Annotated in this window: 9 protein-coding genes and 2 pseudogenes; 5 read left to right on the plus strand and 6 right to left on the minus strand. The window is 63.9% G+C overall.

Going from position 1 to position 14,390, the window contains the following annotated elements:
• Positions 1-15: 15 nt before the first annotated feature.
• A pseudogene (locus AWB72_RS13975) lies at positions 16-1,486 on the minus strand (efflux transporter outer membrane subunit).
• Between the two features lie 222 nt (positions 1,487-1,708).
• Between AWB72_RS13975 and AWB72_RS13980 the strand changes: the two are divergent.
• Complete coding sequence (locus tag AWB72_RS13980; protein ID WP_040052623.1) at positions 1,709-2,326, plus strand: TetR/AcrR family transcriptional regulator; 618 nt, start codon at positions 1,709-1,711, stop codon at positions 2,324-2,326.
• A gap of 117 nt (positions 2,327-2,443) precedes the next feature.
• Here the strand turns inward: AWB72_RS13980 and AWB72_RS29410 are convergent.
• Positions 2,444-2,608 (minus strand): annotated as a pseudogene (locus tag AWB72_RS29410) (TetR/AcrR family transcriptional regulator); the annotation flags it as partial.
• 175 nt (positions 2,609-2,783) lie between these two features.
• Here AWB72_RS29410 and AWB72_RS13990 point away from each other — a divergent pair.
• Together AWB72_RS13990 and AWB72_RS13995 are read left to right on the plus strand one after the other, a co-directional pair.
• On the plus strand, positions 2,784-3,893 hold the full coding sequence (locus AWB72_RS13990; RefSeq protein WP_040052723.1) for an NADH:flavin oxidoreductase/NADH oxidase: 1,110 nt from the start codon (positions 2,784-2,786) through the stop codon (positions 3,891-3,893).
• A 74-nt stretch (positions 3,894-3,967) separates the two neighbouring features.
• A complete protein-coding gene (locus AWB72_RS13995) occupies positions 3,968-4,336 on the plus strand; it encodes a hypothetical protein (RefSeq protein ID WP_040052724.1) in 369 nt (122 codons plus the stop codon).
• Between the two features lie 55 nt (positions 4,337-4,391).
• Here AWB72_RS13995 and AWB72_RS14000 read toward each other — a convergent pair whose 3' ends face one another.
• Together AWB72_RS14000 and AWB72_RS14005 are read right to left on the minus strand one after the other, a co-directional pair.
• Positions 4,392-7,097 carry an ATP-dependent Clp protease ATP-binding subunit gene (locus AWB72_RS14000; RefSeq protein WP_040052624.1) on the minus strand — a complete coding sequence of 902 codons (2,706 nt, stop codon included), beginning with the start codon at positions 7,095-7,097 and terminating at the stop codon, positions 4,392-4,394.
• Between the two features lie 138 nt (positions 7,098-7,235).
• Positions 7,236-8,405 carry a zinc-dependent alcohol dehydrogenase gene (locus tag AWB72_RS14005; RefSeq protein WP_040052625.1) on the minus strand — a complete coding sequence of 390 codons (1,170 nt, stop codon included), beginning with the start codon at positions 8,403-8,405 and terminating at the stop codon, positions 7,236-7,238.
• A 379-nt stretch (positions 8,406-8,784) separates the two neighbouring features.
• Between AWB72_RS14005 and AWB72_RS14010 the strand changes: the two genes are divergently transcribed.
• The gene (locus tag AWB72_RS14010; protein ID WP_040052725.1) at positions 8,785-11,175 is read left to right on the plus strand and encodes an ATP-binding protein; all 2,391 of its coding nucleotides are present in this window, start codon (positions 8,785-8,787) and stop codon (positions 11,173-11,175) included.
• 98 nt (positions 11,176-11,273) lie between these two features.
• Here the strand turns inward: AWB72_RS14010 and AWB72_RS14015 are convergent, their stop codons facing one another.
• The gene (locus AWB72_RS14015; protein ID WP_040052626.1) at positions 11,274-12,425 is read right to left on the minus strand and encodes a porin; all 1,152 of its coding nucleotides are present in this window, start codon (positions 12,423-12,425) and stop codon (positions 11,274-11,276) included.
• Positions 12,426-12,846: 421 nt separating this feature from the next.
• A complete protein-coding gene (locus tag AWB72_RS14020) occupies positions 12,847-14,055 on the minus strand; it encodes a zinc-dependent alcohol dehydrogenase (RefSeq protein WP_040052627.1) in 1,209 nt (402 codons plus the stop codon).
• A gap of 119 nt (positions 14,056-14,174) precedes the next feature.
• Here AWB72_RS14020 and AWB72_RS14025 point away from each other — a divergent pair, with 119 nt between their 5' ends.
• Complete coding sequence (locus AWB72_RS14025) at positions 14,175-14,378, plus strand: CsbD family protein (protein WP_040052628.1); 204 nt, start codon at positions 14,175-14,177, stop codon at positions 14,376-14,378.
• The last annotated feature ends 12 nt before the right edge of the window (positions 14,379-14,390 follow it).

Here is a 14,390-nt window from a genome sequence, read left to right on the forward strand (position 1 = left end):
TCGTGATCCTTGGAGTCAGCTTTGCTTGTTGGGATGGCCGTCGTCGTTCGCGCTCGCCACGCTGGCCTGGAAGCCGCCGCCAAGCGCGCGCACGAGGGCGACATCGAGCGAGAAGGTGCGGGAGCGGATATCGGCGAGCTGGCGCTGCGCGGATGTCATGGTGTCGGCGGCGTTCAGCACTTCTATGTATCCCGCCAGCCCTGCGCGATAGCGGTCGAGCGCCACTTGATGCGCTTGCGACGCAGCGTCATACGCGGCTTGCGCGGCCTGCAGGCGGTCGCCCAGCGCGCGTTTGCTCGCGGCGACGTCGGCCACGTCGTGCAGCGCCTTGGTCAGCGTTTCGTCGTAGTTCGCGACGGCCTCGTCGTACGTCGCCCGCGCGCCGCGCAGTTCGCCGCGCAAGCGTCCGCCGTTGAAGATGGGCAACGTGACCGCAGGCCCGAAGTTGCCGACGAGTGAACCGGAATTCGTGAGCATGTTCAGCCCGAGCGACTGAAAGCCGATCATCGCGCCGAGGTTGACGTTCGGATAGAAGCCGGCCCGCGCGACGTCGATCCGTTTGGCCGCTGCCTCGACCCGCAGGCGCGCGATGACGACATCCGGGCGGCGGCCCAGCAGACCCAGCGCAAGATTCGAAGGCATGCCGGCTGGCTGAGTGAGATCGACGGCCGGACGCGCGATCCGCAAGCCCCGGTCAGGACCAGCGCCCATCAGCGCTGCGATCTGATTGCGCTCGAGCGCAATGGATTCGTCGAGTGCGAGCAAGTCGGCCTGCGCGCTTTGCTGCTTCGACTCGGCTTGCTTCACGCCCGCCTGCGTTTCGAGTCCGTTCGCGAAGCGTTCTCTGAACAACTGCGCGGATTCGGTGCGCACCTGCAATGCGGCCCGCGCGCTGTCGCGTTCGGCAAAGAGCCGCGCGAGGTCGGCATACGCTGCGGCAATCGACGTAGATAACACCATGCGGGCCTGCGCAGCGTCGGCGCGGGCGGCTTCCAGTTCCGACGTCGCCGCGGCGAGCGCCGCGCGATTCTTGCCCCCAGAAGTCAATTTCGTAGTTGAAGTTGAGTTCGGCGCTGCCGTAAGGACGCCATCCGTGAGGCACGAACTCGGACGGGATGCCGTTGTTGTAGCTCTGCTTCTGCTTTTCGACCGAGCCCTGCGCGTTCACTTCCGGCAGCAGCGCGGCACCTGCTACTTGCGCCGACGCCTCCGCGTTATGCAGGCGGGCCTGAGCGGCGGCTAGTGTCGGCTCGTCGTTGAGCGCTTCCGCGATCAGGCCGTTCAGTTGCGAGTCGTTGTAGCCGACCCACCATTGATCCCTCGGCCAGACGGCTGGAGTGCCGGCCTCTTTGCCGGCGTCCGCGCCGAGCGTCTGTGCCATCTCGTACCGGCCGATGTCCTTCGTGACCGGCTTCTCCGGCATGTCAGGCAACTGCGCGCACGCGCTCGCCACCATCGCGAAGGCCATCGCGACGGCCACCTTCATTGGCATGGCTCGACTTCGAGTTTCCGTGATTGCTTGCATCGTCCTTACTCCGCATCGCTCATTTCGATACTGAACAGTCTAGTTATGCATAAAACGGTTGTCAACAAAAACAAACCGTACGGTTCAGATATGGTAGATTGATGACATGGAAGACAGCGTCGGCTGCGGGCGGAGTCCGCGCGCCGTGCCGTTGCATCACCGTTCAGACGGAGGGAATTGACAATGAGAGTGAAGACAGAAGAAAAGCGGCAGGCGATCATCGACGCCGCGTTCCAGGTATTCAGCGAAGTAGGATTCGAGCGAGCGTCGATGTCCGAGATCGCCGCGCGGGCAGGCGGATCCAAGGCCACGCTTTACAGCTATTACGAGTCGAAAGAAGTGATGTTCGCCGACGTCATGATGGCTGCGGCGGAGGAAGCGAAAGTGGCGGTCGAGTTGCTCAAGAGCGCCGCGCCCGTGCGGGAAACGCTGCTGAAGTTCGGCAAGCACTATCTGGCCGCGACACTGACGCCGCAAGTCATGGCGGTGCGCCGTCTCGCTCATCACGAAGGCGGCCGATCGACCGTCGGCGCCCTCTTTTATGAACGCGGACCCAAGCCCGCCTGGCAGTTGATGACCGACTTCCTGCAACGCGCGATCGAGGCCAAGGAACTACGCAATTGCAACCCGGAGGTCGCGACCGCGCATCTGCGAAGTCTGTATGAAGCGGAATTGCTGGAGCCGTGCCTCGTTGGCGCGCCCGCGGATACGAGTGCTCGCAACATCGCGAAGGTCGTTCAGAGAGCGGTCGATGTGTTTCTCGCCGCGTACGGTCCGACGAAGAAGGGCGACGCCGAGTAGGCCGTCACTGGCCGCGTTCGACGCCCAAGCGTGGCGTTGTGGAGCGACCGGGCTCGGCGAGCGCACGGCAGCGAAGCAAAGCCGGGCATGATTTCGCCGACGGCGCTCAATCCGGCTTCAGCTTGCGCCAAGTGCATCGTCCACGAGCGGCAGAGGACGCGTGGCAATCTTCTCTGCCTCAGCGCGCTTGAGCCCCAAAGTCTGGAGCAGCATCGCAGCCGTACGTTCAGGGAGATGCTCTCCGCTGAAGCCAAGCTCCGCCAGCACTCGCGCGCGTGGCGATGCGGCACGCGTTCTGACGCGATTCCGTCAATCGGCGTAATCAGGAAGGCCGTTCCAGTGAATAGCCGAACGGCCTTCGTGCATATCGGGGCGCTTCAATGCAGCGGAATGCAGATTGCTGCCCTTGCGCGGTGACGCCGCCTCATCGGCGATCGCAAACGAACAGGAGCATCGCATGGCACAGACACCCGCTCTCTTCACCCCCGCGCGGCTGCGCGGCCTCGAACTCGCGAACCGCATCGTCATTGCGCCGATGTGCCAGTACTCGGCCGAAGACGGCTGCATGAACGACTGGCATCTCATCCATCTCGGGCAACTGGCGCTGTCGGGCGCGGCGCTGCTGACCATCGAGGCGACGGCCGTGCTGCCCGAAGGCCGCATCACGTGGGCGGATGTCGGCCTATGGAACGATGAAACCGAAGCCGCCATCGCGCGCACGCTCAAGGGCATTCGGCGCTGGTCCGACATGCCGATCGCGATCCAGCTGAGCCACGCGGGACGCAAGGCATCGACGGAAGTGCCGTGGGAAGGCGGCGCCCAAATTCCGCCCGATGACCCGCACGGCTGGCAAACCGAAGCGCCATCGGCGGTGGCGTTCGAGGCGAACGAAACGCCGCCCGTCGAGCTGGATCGCGCGGGATTGCAGCGCATCCGCGATGCGTTCGCCGCGTCCGCTGCCCGCGCCGCGCGGCTCGGCATCGACCTGATCCAGCTTCACGCGGCGCATGGTTATCTGCTGCATCAATTTCTGTCGCCGCTTTCGAACCGGCGCGACGACGAATACGGCGGCTCGCTCGAAAACCGGATGCGCTTTCCGCTCGAAATTTTCGATGCCGTACGCGCCGCGTTCCCCGAAGATCGCCCGGTGACGATTCGCGTGTCCGGCACGGATTGGGTCGATGGCGGATGGGACATCGAGCAGACCATTGCGTTCGCGCGGGCGCTGGAGGCGCGCGGCTGCGATGCGATCCACGTATCGAGCGGCGGCCTCGATCCCGCGCAGCAGATTCCCGTCGGGCCGAGCTATCAGGTGCCGCTCGCGCGCGCGGTGAAAGCCGCCGTGAAGATGCCGGTGATCGCGGTGGGGCTGATCACGGGCATCGAGCAGGCGGAAGGCATTGTCGGAACCGGCGACGCCGACATGATCGCGCTCGCCCGCACCGCGCTCTACGATCCGCGCTGGCCGTGGCACGCGGCAGCCGAGCTCGGTGCGCACGTGCGCGCGCCGAAGCAGTACTTGCGCTCGCAGCCGCACAAGTACCGGGATTTGTTCGAAGAGGATTGATGCGCGCCACTCGCCGACGCCACGGCGTGCTATTTTTAAAGCGTCGCGCGTGGATGTCCGAAGCTGCCGCCATCATGAGTCAAGTCCGCTATCCGCTCGGACCCGACGATCGGGTGCATCTCCTCTGCTGGCTCACGTGCGGCTTTCTCGGCGCGTACTACCTCGAAGGCGCGTGGCCCGATCCGTCGTTTCAGGTGCGCGCGGCGCATCGGTGGCTGGAGCGGCATCAGCGCGCCGCCGACTGGATCGAGACCGCGAAGCTGTCGGTGAAGGCGCAGGCGCTGGCATCGCGCTTCTCGTCGATGCTCGATACGGACGCGGGCCGCCGCGTGATCGAGCAGATCATCGAAGGCGACGAACTCGATTACGACAGCGTGCTGGTGCAGCGCATTCACAGCGCATGCGTGATCGAATTGACGGAGCGGCGGCGGCCTTCGCGCTAGGCGGCGCATCCGCACGCGAGACGCGCCGCCATCGTGCATCGGGACCAAAAGCGAGTCACGGCGTCGGCGGCGTCCCCAGATCGCCCGCGCTCGCGCGTTGCGCATCGAACACGATCCGCCGCGACTCGGCATCGTAGCGGCACACCACGCGCGCGCCTTCCGCGATATCGCCTTTCAGCAGTTCCTTCGCCAGTTCGTTCTCGATCAACTGACGAATCTGCCTGCGCAACTCGCGCGCGCCGAACTCCGGCCGATACCCCGCCTCGGCCAGATGCGCGATCACGGATTCGTCGAATTCCAGCGCGATATCCTGGCTATGCGCCATGCGCTTCACCTGCTCGAGCTGAAGCCGCACGATATGCCCGATCTCGTCGCGCCCGAGCGATTTGAACAGGATGATGTCGTCGATCCGATTCAGGAACTCCGGCCTGAAATGCTGCCGCAGCACGCTCATCACGCCGCTTTGCAGCGATGCGTCCGCGTCCGTGTCGGTGCTCGTGAAGCCGAGCGTCGCGCGCCTTTGCCCGGCGATCACGTCCGAGCCGAGATTGCTCGTCGCGATGATCAGCGTGTTGCTGAAATCGACGACGCGTCCCTTGCCGTCGGTGAGGCGGCCATCGTCGAACACTTGCAGCAGCACGTTATAGACGTCCGGATGCGCCTTCTCGATCTCGTCGAGCAGAATCACGCTGTACGGACGGCGGCGCACGCGCTCGGTCAACTGCCCGCCTTCCTCATAGCCGACATAACCCGGCGGCGAACCGATCAGCCGCGCGACGGCGTGACGCTCCATGTACTCGCTCATGTCCACTCGCAGCATCGCGTCTTCATCGCCGAACACGACGCCCGCGAGCGCCTTCGCGAGTTCGGTCTTGCCGACGCCCGTGGGCCCGAGAAACAGGAACACCGCGATCGGCCGGTTGCGCCCTTGCAGGCCGGTGCGCGCGCGGCGCACGGCATCGCTGACGGCGGTGACGGCTTCGTCCTGGCCGATCACGCGCTCGTGCAGACGCGCTTCCATGTTCAGCAGACGCTCGCGCTCCTGCTCGGTCAGTTGCGTGACGGGAATGCCCGTCAGCGTCGCGACGATTTCCGCGATCTGCGTCACCGTCACGTTCGACGTGTTCGTGCCGATGCGCTTCTTCCATTCATCGGTGCCTTCGGTGAGTTCCTTTTCCTTCGCGGCGATTTCCGCATCGAGCGCATGCGCGCGATCGAACTGCTTGCGCGACGCCGCATAGTCCTGCTCTCGCCGCAATTGCGCGAGTTCGGATTCGAGTTCGAGAATCGCGGCGGGTCGCGACGTGGCCGAGAGATTGACGCGCGCCGCCGCCTGGTCGACGAGATCGATCGCCTTGTCCGGCAGGAATCGCCCGGTGATATAGCGATCCGACAGTTCCGCCGCGCCGACGATGGCGTCGTCCTGAATCGTCACCTTGTGATGCGCTTCGAGCCTGTCGCGCAGGCCGCGCAGAATGTTGATGGTCTGCGCGACGCTCGGCTCCGCGACCAGCACCGGCTGAAAGCGCCGCTCCAGCGCCGCGTCCTTTTCGATGTGCTTCTGATATTCCGCGAGCGTCGTCGCGCCGATCAGGTTCAATTCGCCGCGCGCCATCGCGGGCTTGAAGACGTTCGCGATATCGAGGCCGCCTTCGCCGCCGCCCTGCCCCGCGCCGACGATCGTATGCACTTCGTCCACGAAAAGCAGGAGCGTTTCGCGGTTCGCGGCGATTTCATCGACGATCTGCTTGATGCGCTCTTCGAATTCGCCGCGATACTTCGCGCCCGCGACGAGCGAATTCACGTTCAGTTCGATGAGCCGCTTGTCGCGCAGCGATTCGGGCACGTCGCCGGTAATCATGCGCTGCGCGAGCCCTTCGACGACCGCCGTCTTCCCGACGCCCGGCTCGCCGATCAGCACCGGATTGTTCTTGCGACGGCGCGCGAGCACTTCGACCATCGTTTCGATTTCCGTCGCGCGGCCGATCACCGGATCGAGATGGCCTTCGCGAGCGAGCGCGGTCAGATCGCGCGCGAACTTGTCGAGATGCGGCGTGCGCGAAGGCGGTCCTTCGCCGCGCGGCGGACCGCCCGCGCCGACCGTCTGCGCGGTTTCGCGGCGCAGCGTCGCGGTATCGACGCTCATCTTGCGCAGCAGATGCCCCGCGAAGCTGTCCGGCACTTCGGCGAGGCCGATCAGCAAGTGCTCCGGCGCGACATAGCTATGCCGCAGCTGCCGCGACGCGATGAACGCGCGATCGAGCGCGCTCTTCAGACGGGGCGACACGCGGATCATGCCGTCGGCGGGCGGCGTGCCGCCTTCGCGGCGCTGCGCGGTCGTATCGATGACGTTGCGCAATTCGGCCGGATCGATGCCCATGCCCTGCAGCATCGTCCCGATGGCGGGGTTATCGGCGAGTTCGTAAAGCAGATGTTCCGTATCCACTTCCGGGCGGCCGAATTGCGCCGCGCGTTCGGCCGCGCGCATCAGCATTTCCTTCGCGCCGTCGCTCAGATAGCGTTCGAGTCCGACGCCTTCCGCGCCCGTCGCGCGTTCCGCGGGCGCCTGCTCCGGCGCGACGGGCTGCTCGGGCATGCCGCCCATGAACAGCGCCTCGAACGGCGAAAGCGCGCGCTGGTGCCGCGTCAGTTGCGCATAGTGGAAGTCGCAGACATCGAGCACGTGCCGGCGGCCTTCGCGCAGCACCGCGAGCCGCACGGTGGCCGGCCGCGCGCCGCATATATCGCACATATGGGCCATTGTGGGATTCCTGTTCCGTGAGGAGAAACGGATGGCCGCGCCGGCGTTGCGCATTGAACGCGGCGCGCGTCGATTGCTTTTGACGGCGTGCTATCAAGACCTGATCGATGAGCGCCCGCCGCGCGGGCGTCCATCAACTCAAGGCTTCAATACGACCTTGATACATCCATCTTTCTTGTCGCGGAAGGTCTCGTACATGCCCGCGCCTTCGGACAGCGGCACGGTATGCGTGATCACGAACGAAGGATCGATCTGGCCTTCCTGAATGCGGTTGAGCAGATCGCCGCTCCAGCGATTCACATGCGTCTGCCCCATGCGCCACGTGAGCCCCTTGTTCATCGACGCCCCGAACGGAATCTTGTCGATGAGTCCGCCATACACGCCCGGCACCGAAAGCGTGCCCGCCGGACGGCAAACATAGATCATCTCGCGCAGCACGTGCGGACGGTCCGTTTCCAGCATCACGGCCTGCTTCGCACGGTCGTACATGGCGTCGATGGAGCGCGTCGCGTGCGATTCCATCCCGACCGCATCGATACATTTCTCCGGACCCTTGCCCTGCGTGAGATCGCGCAGACGCTCCACCACGCTCTCGTCCTTGAAGTTGATGACCGTGGCCCCGCCCGCGCGCGCCATTTCCAGACGCTCCGGCACCCAGTCGATCGCGATCACCTGCTTCGCGCCGAGCAGCACGGCACTGCGGATCGCCATCTGGCCGACCGGACCCGCGCCCCAGATCGCGACCGTGTCCGTCGGTTCGATGTCGCATTGCACCGCGGCCTGCCAACCGGTCGGGAAGATGTCGCCGAGAAAGAGCACCTGCTCGTCGGTGAGGCCGTCGGGAATCTTGATGTGCGTCTTGTCGGCGAACGGAATGCGCACGTACTCGGCCTGTCCGCCGGGATAGCCGCCTGTCAGGTGCGTATAGCCGAAGAGTCCCGCCGTGGTATGGCCGAAGAGCTTGTCGGCGACATCCTTGTTGCGGTTGCTGCGCTCGCACACGGAAAAGTTGCCGCGGCGGCACTGGTCGCATTCGCCGCATGTGATGGTGAACGGCACGACGATGCGGTCGCCCTTCTTGAGCGCGCTGTTCTCCCTGCCCACTTCGACCACCTCGCCCATGAACTCGTGGCCCATGACGTCGCCCGATTCCATGCCGGGCATGAAGCCATCGAAGAGATGCAGGTCCGAACCGCAGATTGCACACGTCGATACCTTGATGATCGCATCGCGTGGATGTTCGATCACCGGGTCGGGAACCGTCTCGTATCGAATGTCCTTCTTGCCCTGCCAAATCAGCGCCTTCATTGCTTGCCTCCTGCTCGGGTGGATGGTCGCGTCGCGCGTGATGCATGCGAGCGGATCGGCCGGAGGCATGAAGCACGCCGGCACAACCGCCTTGCGTTTCAAGCAACGCGTGTTCCGCGCCTTCGAACGGCGAACGCAATGAGCGCAATGCTTGCAGGCGAAAGGCTGCGCGGGAAATGCACGCACGTGCGCGCGTACAGCGCTGCGCGTTCGCTATGACAAAAATTCGACGCCTACGCTTGATTTCCTCGTTGATCGCATGAAGAAGCGCGAGCACCATCATCGTTGCGATTTCGACGCACGCGGCGCGTCGAAATCGTGCACACTGCGACGTTTCGCGCGCATCCAATCGCGATGGCGCGGCTTCTTTCAGACGATGATGGACAACACCACCACCGCACACATCAACGAACCGGGCGCCGTCGACGCATCCGCTTACGCCGAATGCGCCCGCGAGCCCATTCATATTCCCGGCGGTATCCAGCCGCACGGCGTGCTCATCAGCGTGGACGCTGAAGGCGTCATCCTGCAGATCAGCGGCAACATCGAACCGGTCGCGCGCATGTCGCCGCACGCGTGCATCGGGCAGCCGCTCTCTATCCTGCTCGGCGAGCACACGAGCGAACGCGCGCGCACGCGGCTTCACGAACTCACGCGCGACGGCGCCGCCATTCACGTCGGCAACGTGAACATCGAAGGCTGGGCGCATCAGGGGCCGCTTGCAATCGTCGTGCATCGGCATGAAGGGCTGCTCTTCGTCGAAGTCGAGCCTGCGCAGGACACGGCCGACGTCTTCTCGACGATGTATCCGCTGGTGCGCACCTTCGTCACCGAAGTGCAGTCCATGCGCACGGTCGAGCAGATCTGCCAGTTCGCGGCGACGGAGATTCAGCGCATTGCGGGCTTCGGGCGCACGCTCGTCTATCGGTTCGATGAAGAAGGTCACGGCCACGTGCTCGCCGAAGCCATCGAGCCGGGCTATCCGTCTTACCTGAATCAATACTTTCCGGCCTCGGATATTCCGGCGCAGGCGCGCGAGCTGTATCGGCGCAACCCGATTCGCCTCATCTCCAACGCGAACTACGAAGCCGCGCCGCTCGTGCCGCCGCTGCATCCGCAGACCGGCCGGCCGACCGATCTCACGTATGCGTCGTTGCGCAGCGTGTCGCCCGTGCATCTGCAATACATGCGCAACATGGGCACGCTCGCGTCCATGTCGATGTCCATTCTCGTCGACGACAAGCTGTGGGGCCTCATCTCGTGTCATCACGCGACGCCGCGTCTGCCGCCCTTCGAAGTGCGCACGGCATGCGAGCACGTCGCGCAGATCGTCTCGCTGCAGATCGAAGCGCGCGAGACGCAGGCCGAAGCGCAATACCGGCTCGAATTGCGGCACATGCTCTCGAAGCTGCTTTCGTCGATGGCCAATACCGACAGCTTCGTCGAAGCCCTCGTCAACGATGCGCCCGACCTGCTCGGCTTCACGCGCTCGTCGGGCGCGGCCGTGATCTTCGAAGGGCGCACGTCGCTGATCGGCGTGACGCCGAGCGAGCAGCAGGTGAGCGCGCTCGTCGACTGGCTCGACAATCAAAGCGAAGACGTGGTGATGTCGGATCGCGCATCGGAGGAATGTCCGGTGCTGAAGGACGCGGCGGATATCGCGGGTTTTCTCGCGGTATCGATCTCGAAGATTTATCGCAACTACGTGGTGTGGTTCCGGCGCGAGGTCGTGCAGACGATCGAATGGGCGGGCGATCCGCGCGCGAAGCTCACAGGACTCGCCACGTCGCTTTCGCCGCGCGTGAGCTTCGACACATGGACCGACGTGGTACGCAATCGCTCGTTGCCGTGGCGCGCCGCCGAACGCGAGATCGCGCTGGAATTCCGCGCGGCGGTGCTCGGCATCGTGTTGCGTCGCGCCGAGGAAATCGCGCAGCTCGCAACCGAACTCGGCCGCGCGAATCACGAACTGGAAGGCTTTTCATACACCGTGTCGCACGATCTGCGCGCGCCGTTGCGGCATGTCGTGAGCTTCGCGGACCTGCTGCGTCAGATCGACGGCGACAAGCTCTCGGATCGCGGGCGCGGCTATCTGGATCGCGTGGTGACGTCCGCGCGATTCGGCGGGCGTCTCGTCGACGACCTGCTCTCCTTCGCGCAACTCGGGCGGGCGGCGCTGCGTCCGCACAAAGTGGACGTGCATGCGCTCGTGCATACCGTCATTCAGAACGATATCGAGGAGCAAAGCTCATCGCGCGTGCATTGGTCCGTCGATGCGCTGCCGTCCATCGAAGGCGATCATGTGTTTCTGCACGTGGCGTTTGCGAATGTCATCGCGAATGCGGTGAAGTTCAGCGCGCCGCGCGAGAAGCCGGCGATCGAAGTCGGCGCGTATGAAGGGACCGGCGAGCTTGCCGGGCACGAGGTCTACTTCGTGCGCGACAACGGCGTGGGCTTCGACATGCGATACGTCGACAAGCTCTTCGGCGTGTTCCAGCGCCTGCACGTGAACGAGCAGTTTCAGGGCACGGGCATCGGGCTTGCGAACGTGCGGCGGATCATCGAACGGCACGGCGGCAAGGTGTGGGCCGAAGGCGTGCTGGATCAGGGCGCGACGTTTTTCATGGCGTTGCCGAAGCAGTTCCGTCCGGAAAGCGGCGTGCGGCGCGATACGGCCGCGTCCGCGCTTGCAAGGCTTGCGGCGGGCACGGGCGGCACGGGACACGACATCGAACAGCTCGTGAAGCGCTCGCAGCAGGACAAGAAGTAATCGCTCGATGCTGCAAAGACAAACGGCCGCGATCTTGACGATCGCGGCCGTTTTTGCTTCTTGGGAAGCGTGACGCTTAGGTAACGCTTAGATGACGCTTAGAAGCGGTGACGCAGACCCACCGTCGCTGCGACCTGATTCTGCGTGGTCGAAGGCGACAGCGTGTTGATCATCGCGACGTTCGCGCCTGCATCGCCCAGCTGACCCGACGCATGCTGGTACACGCCTTCGACGTACACGTCCGTGCGACGCGACAGCGAGTAGTCCGCTTGCAGCGACACGGTGTGCCACTTCGGATCGCCCGAACCGTTCGAACCGCTCAGCTTGCCGTCGGTGTACGTGTACGCGGCATCGAGGCTCAGTGCCGGCGTCAGCGCGTAGCGGCCGTTCAGTTCGAAGTTGTTCAGATGCAGGTTCGTGCCGGTCGGAATCGTGAACGTCGCACCGCCTTGCGATGCCGCGATCAGGTTGTCGTAGTGCGTGTTCGTCCACACGAAGCCGACCGTCGCCGGGCCGTACGTGTAGTTCAGGCCCGCGCCGAACGTGCGCTGAAGATCGGCGGTCAGGTTGGTCTTGTTGCCTTCACCCGCCGACACCGCGCCGCCCGCGTTGCCGTTACGCGACGTGTTCGTCTGCAGGTACGCTGCGGCGAAGTTGAACGGGCCGTTGCTGTACGATGCGCCCGCGCTCCATGCGCGGTTGTTCGCGAACTGGCCAGCCTGATTGCTGAAGCCGTACAAACCGCCGAACGTGAAGCCCGCGTAGTTCGCGCTGCGATACTTGACCGAGTTCTTGACCGAGATCGAGTTGTCGAGGTTGTCGTTGTCGAGCGGGTGCGCGCTCAGGTTGTTGCCGTAGCCTGCGCCTGCGTCGGAGAGCGGCGCGAGGAAATCGACCATCGAATCATATTGACGGCCGAGCGTCACCGTACCGAACTGATCGCTCTTCAGGCCGACGTACGCCTGACGGTTGAACATGCCGTTGCCGTTGAAGCCGCCGTTGTTCAGGTCGAAGCCGCTCTCCAACCTGAAGAGCGCGTGCAAACCGCCGCCCAGATCTTCGCTGCCGCGCAGGCCGAAGTACGTATCCGAAACGGAACCGCTGCCTTGTTGCCAGTTGCTATGGCCGGCCGAGTTGTTGGTGTACACGAGGCCCGCATCCAGCATGCCGTACAGGGTGACGCTGCTTTGCGCTTGTGCCGATGCAGCGAAGGCGCCGAGCACGCCTGCGACGAGGAGAGTTTTTTTCATGGTTGCTATGTGTCCTTTGTAGAGCAAAGGCTTCTCGAGGCGATGCATCTCTCTGCCTCGGGAAACTGGACACACTTTATGTGACTGCTTCAATCGCGTCGCCCCGTTTCAGCAAGATTCGTCGGAAAGAATGTATTGCTGAAACTGGAATGGCAGTAGTCCGAAGTTTTATAGTGCTTTATGGTCAGACGTTTAGCGCCTTCGAGGCATTCTTTGAAGCGCTTTTCGTGTTGCAGAAGGGCGACGCGATTCAAGCGGATTATGGAGAAGTGCCTTGCGGCTCATGGTCTTAATGGCGCTTCCGAGGCTTGCTAATCTACGCTCCGTCTGATGTCTTGACTCCGAGTAGCAGCCTGAGGACATGGGGCGGTCTCGCGAGAGGAGACCGCCCCGCATCGTCACCGATGCGTTCCATGTCACGTCACGCTGCCGGATCGAGCTTGACCTTGATCCAGCCCGGCTGCCGCAGATCGAACGCCTTGTATGCGTCGATCACGTTCATCATCGGTTCGCGCACCGTGAGCACGCGAAGCGGATCGAACGATCCGTTGCTCACGCGTTCAATGAGCGCCGGCGTAATCGCGCGATGATTGCAGTTGCCCATCTTGATCGTGAGGTTCTTGTTCATCGCGATGCCGAGCGGAAAGAACCGGTCGTTGGGCGGATACACGCCTATCACGCCGAGCGTGCCCGCCTTCGCGAGCGCGTTCACGGCCCAGTCCAGCGCTTGCGTGGGCGCATTGCCGGGAATCCAGTTGCCGCCATCGACGTTGCGTTCCGGCGTGACGGTGCGGCTCTCCTGTTCCGCCTGCTTCGTCTGTTCTTCCGATGCAGCCGGCCCGCCTTCGGGATGCACCGCATCGACGCCGACTGCATCGATCGCGCGGTCCACGCCGATGCCGTTCGTGAGTTCGAGTATCGCCTTGACGGGATCTTCCTGATCGAAGTTGACGGTTTCCGCGCCTTGCGCGCGCGCCATGTCGAGCCGGTCGTTCAGTCTATCCACGGCGATAACGCGCCCCGCGCCGAGCATCCACGCGCTTGCAATCGCGAACTGGCCCACGGGTCCCGCGCCGAACACCGCGACCGTATCGCCTGGCCTTACTTCGGCGAGTTGCGCGCCGAAGTAGCCGGTAGGAAAGATGTCGGAGATGAGGATCGCGCGATCGTCATCGACATTGTCCGGCAGCTTGATGAGACTCGCGTTGGCGAGCGGCGTGCGCGCATATTCCGCTTGCAGTCCGTTGATCGGCCCGGTCGATTTCGGTCCGCCGAAGAACGCGGTGCCCGCGGACGGTCCGTTCGGATTGGCGAGGTCGCATTGCGCGGTGTAGCCCGTGCGGCAATACGAGCAGCATCCGCACGAGACGGTCGATGGAATCAGCACGCGATCGCCTCGTTTGAGATTGCGCACGCCTTTACCGACTTCCTCGATCACGCCCACGCCTTCATGGCCGAGTATGGTGCCGGGCACCATGCCCGACAATGTTCCGCGCACCATGTGCAGATCCGTCCCGCATATCGCGCTCGATGTGAGGCGCACGACCGCATCGTGATCGTGCTGGATCGAAGGGTCCGCTACGTCATCGAGCGAGATGTTGCCTACGCCGTGAAATACGACTGCTTTCATTGTCCGGCTCCTGTGATTGCGTTGATCAAACGTCGGCAGCAACGCGCGCGCCCGCTTGGCCGGGCATAGCGGTTGCGTGCTTTCGAGGCGAAATCACACCTTCCTGATAGGAGCGCACCATGAACAAGTACACGAGAGAAGGCATCAAGGAACAGGTGAAGGGCTGGGTCGATACGGCCGTCGGCACCGTTACCGGCAACGAAGACCGCAAGCTCAAGGGTGATGTCGAAATCACCAACGGCGCGAATCGCAAGGACTACGGCGATCAAAAGGAGAACATAGAAAAGGGCGTCGAAGATCCGGGCGAGCCGACCAACACGTAAGTCGGCCCTGTC

The organism is Caballeronia concitans (genome assembly GCF_001544615.1).
Classification (GTDB): Bacteria; Pseudomonadota; Gammaproteobacteria; order Burkholderiales; family Burkholderiaceae; genus Caballeronia; species Caballeronia concitans.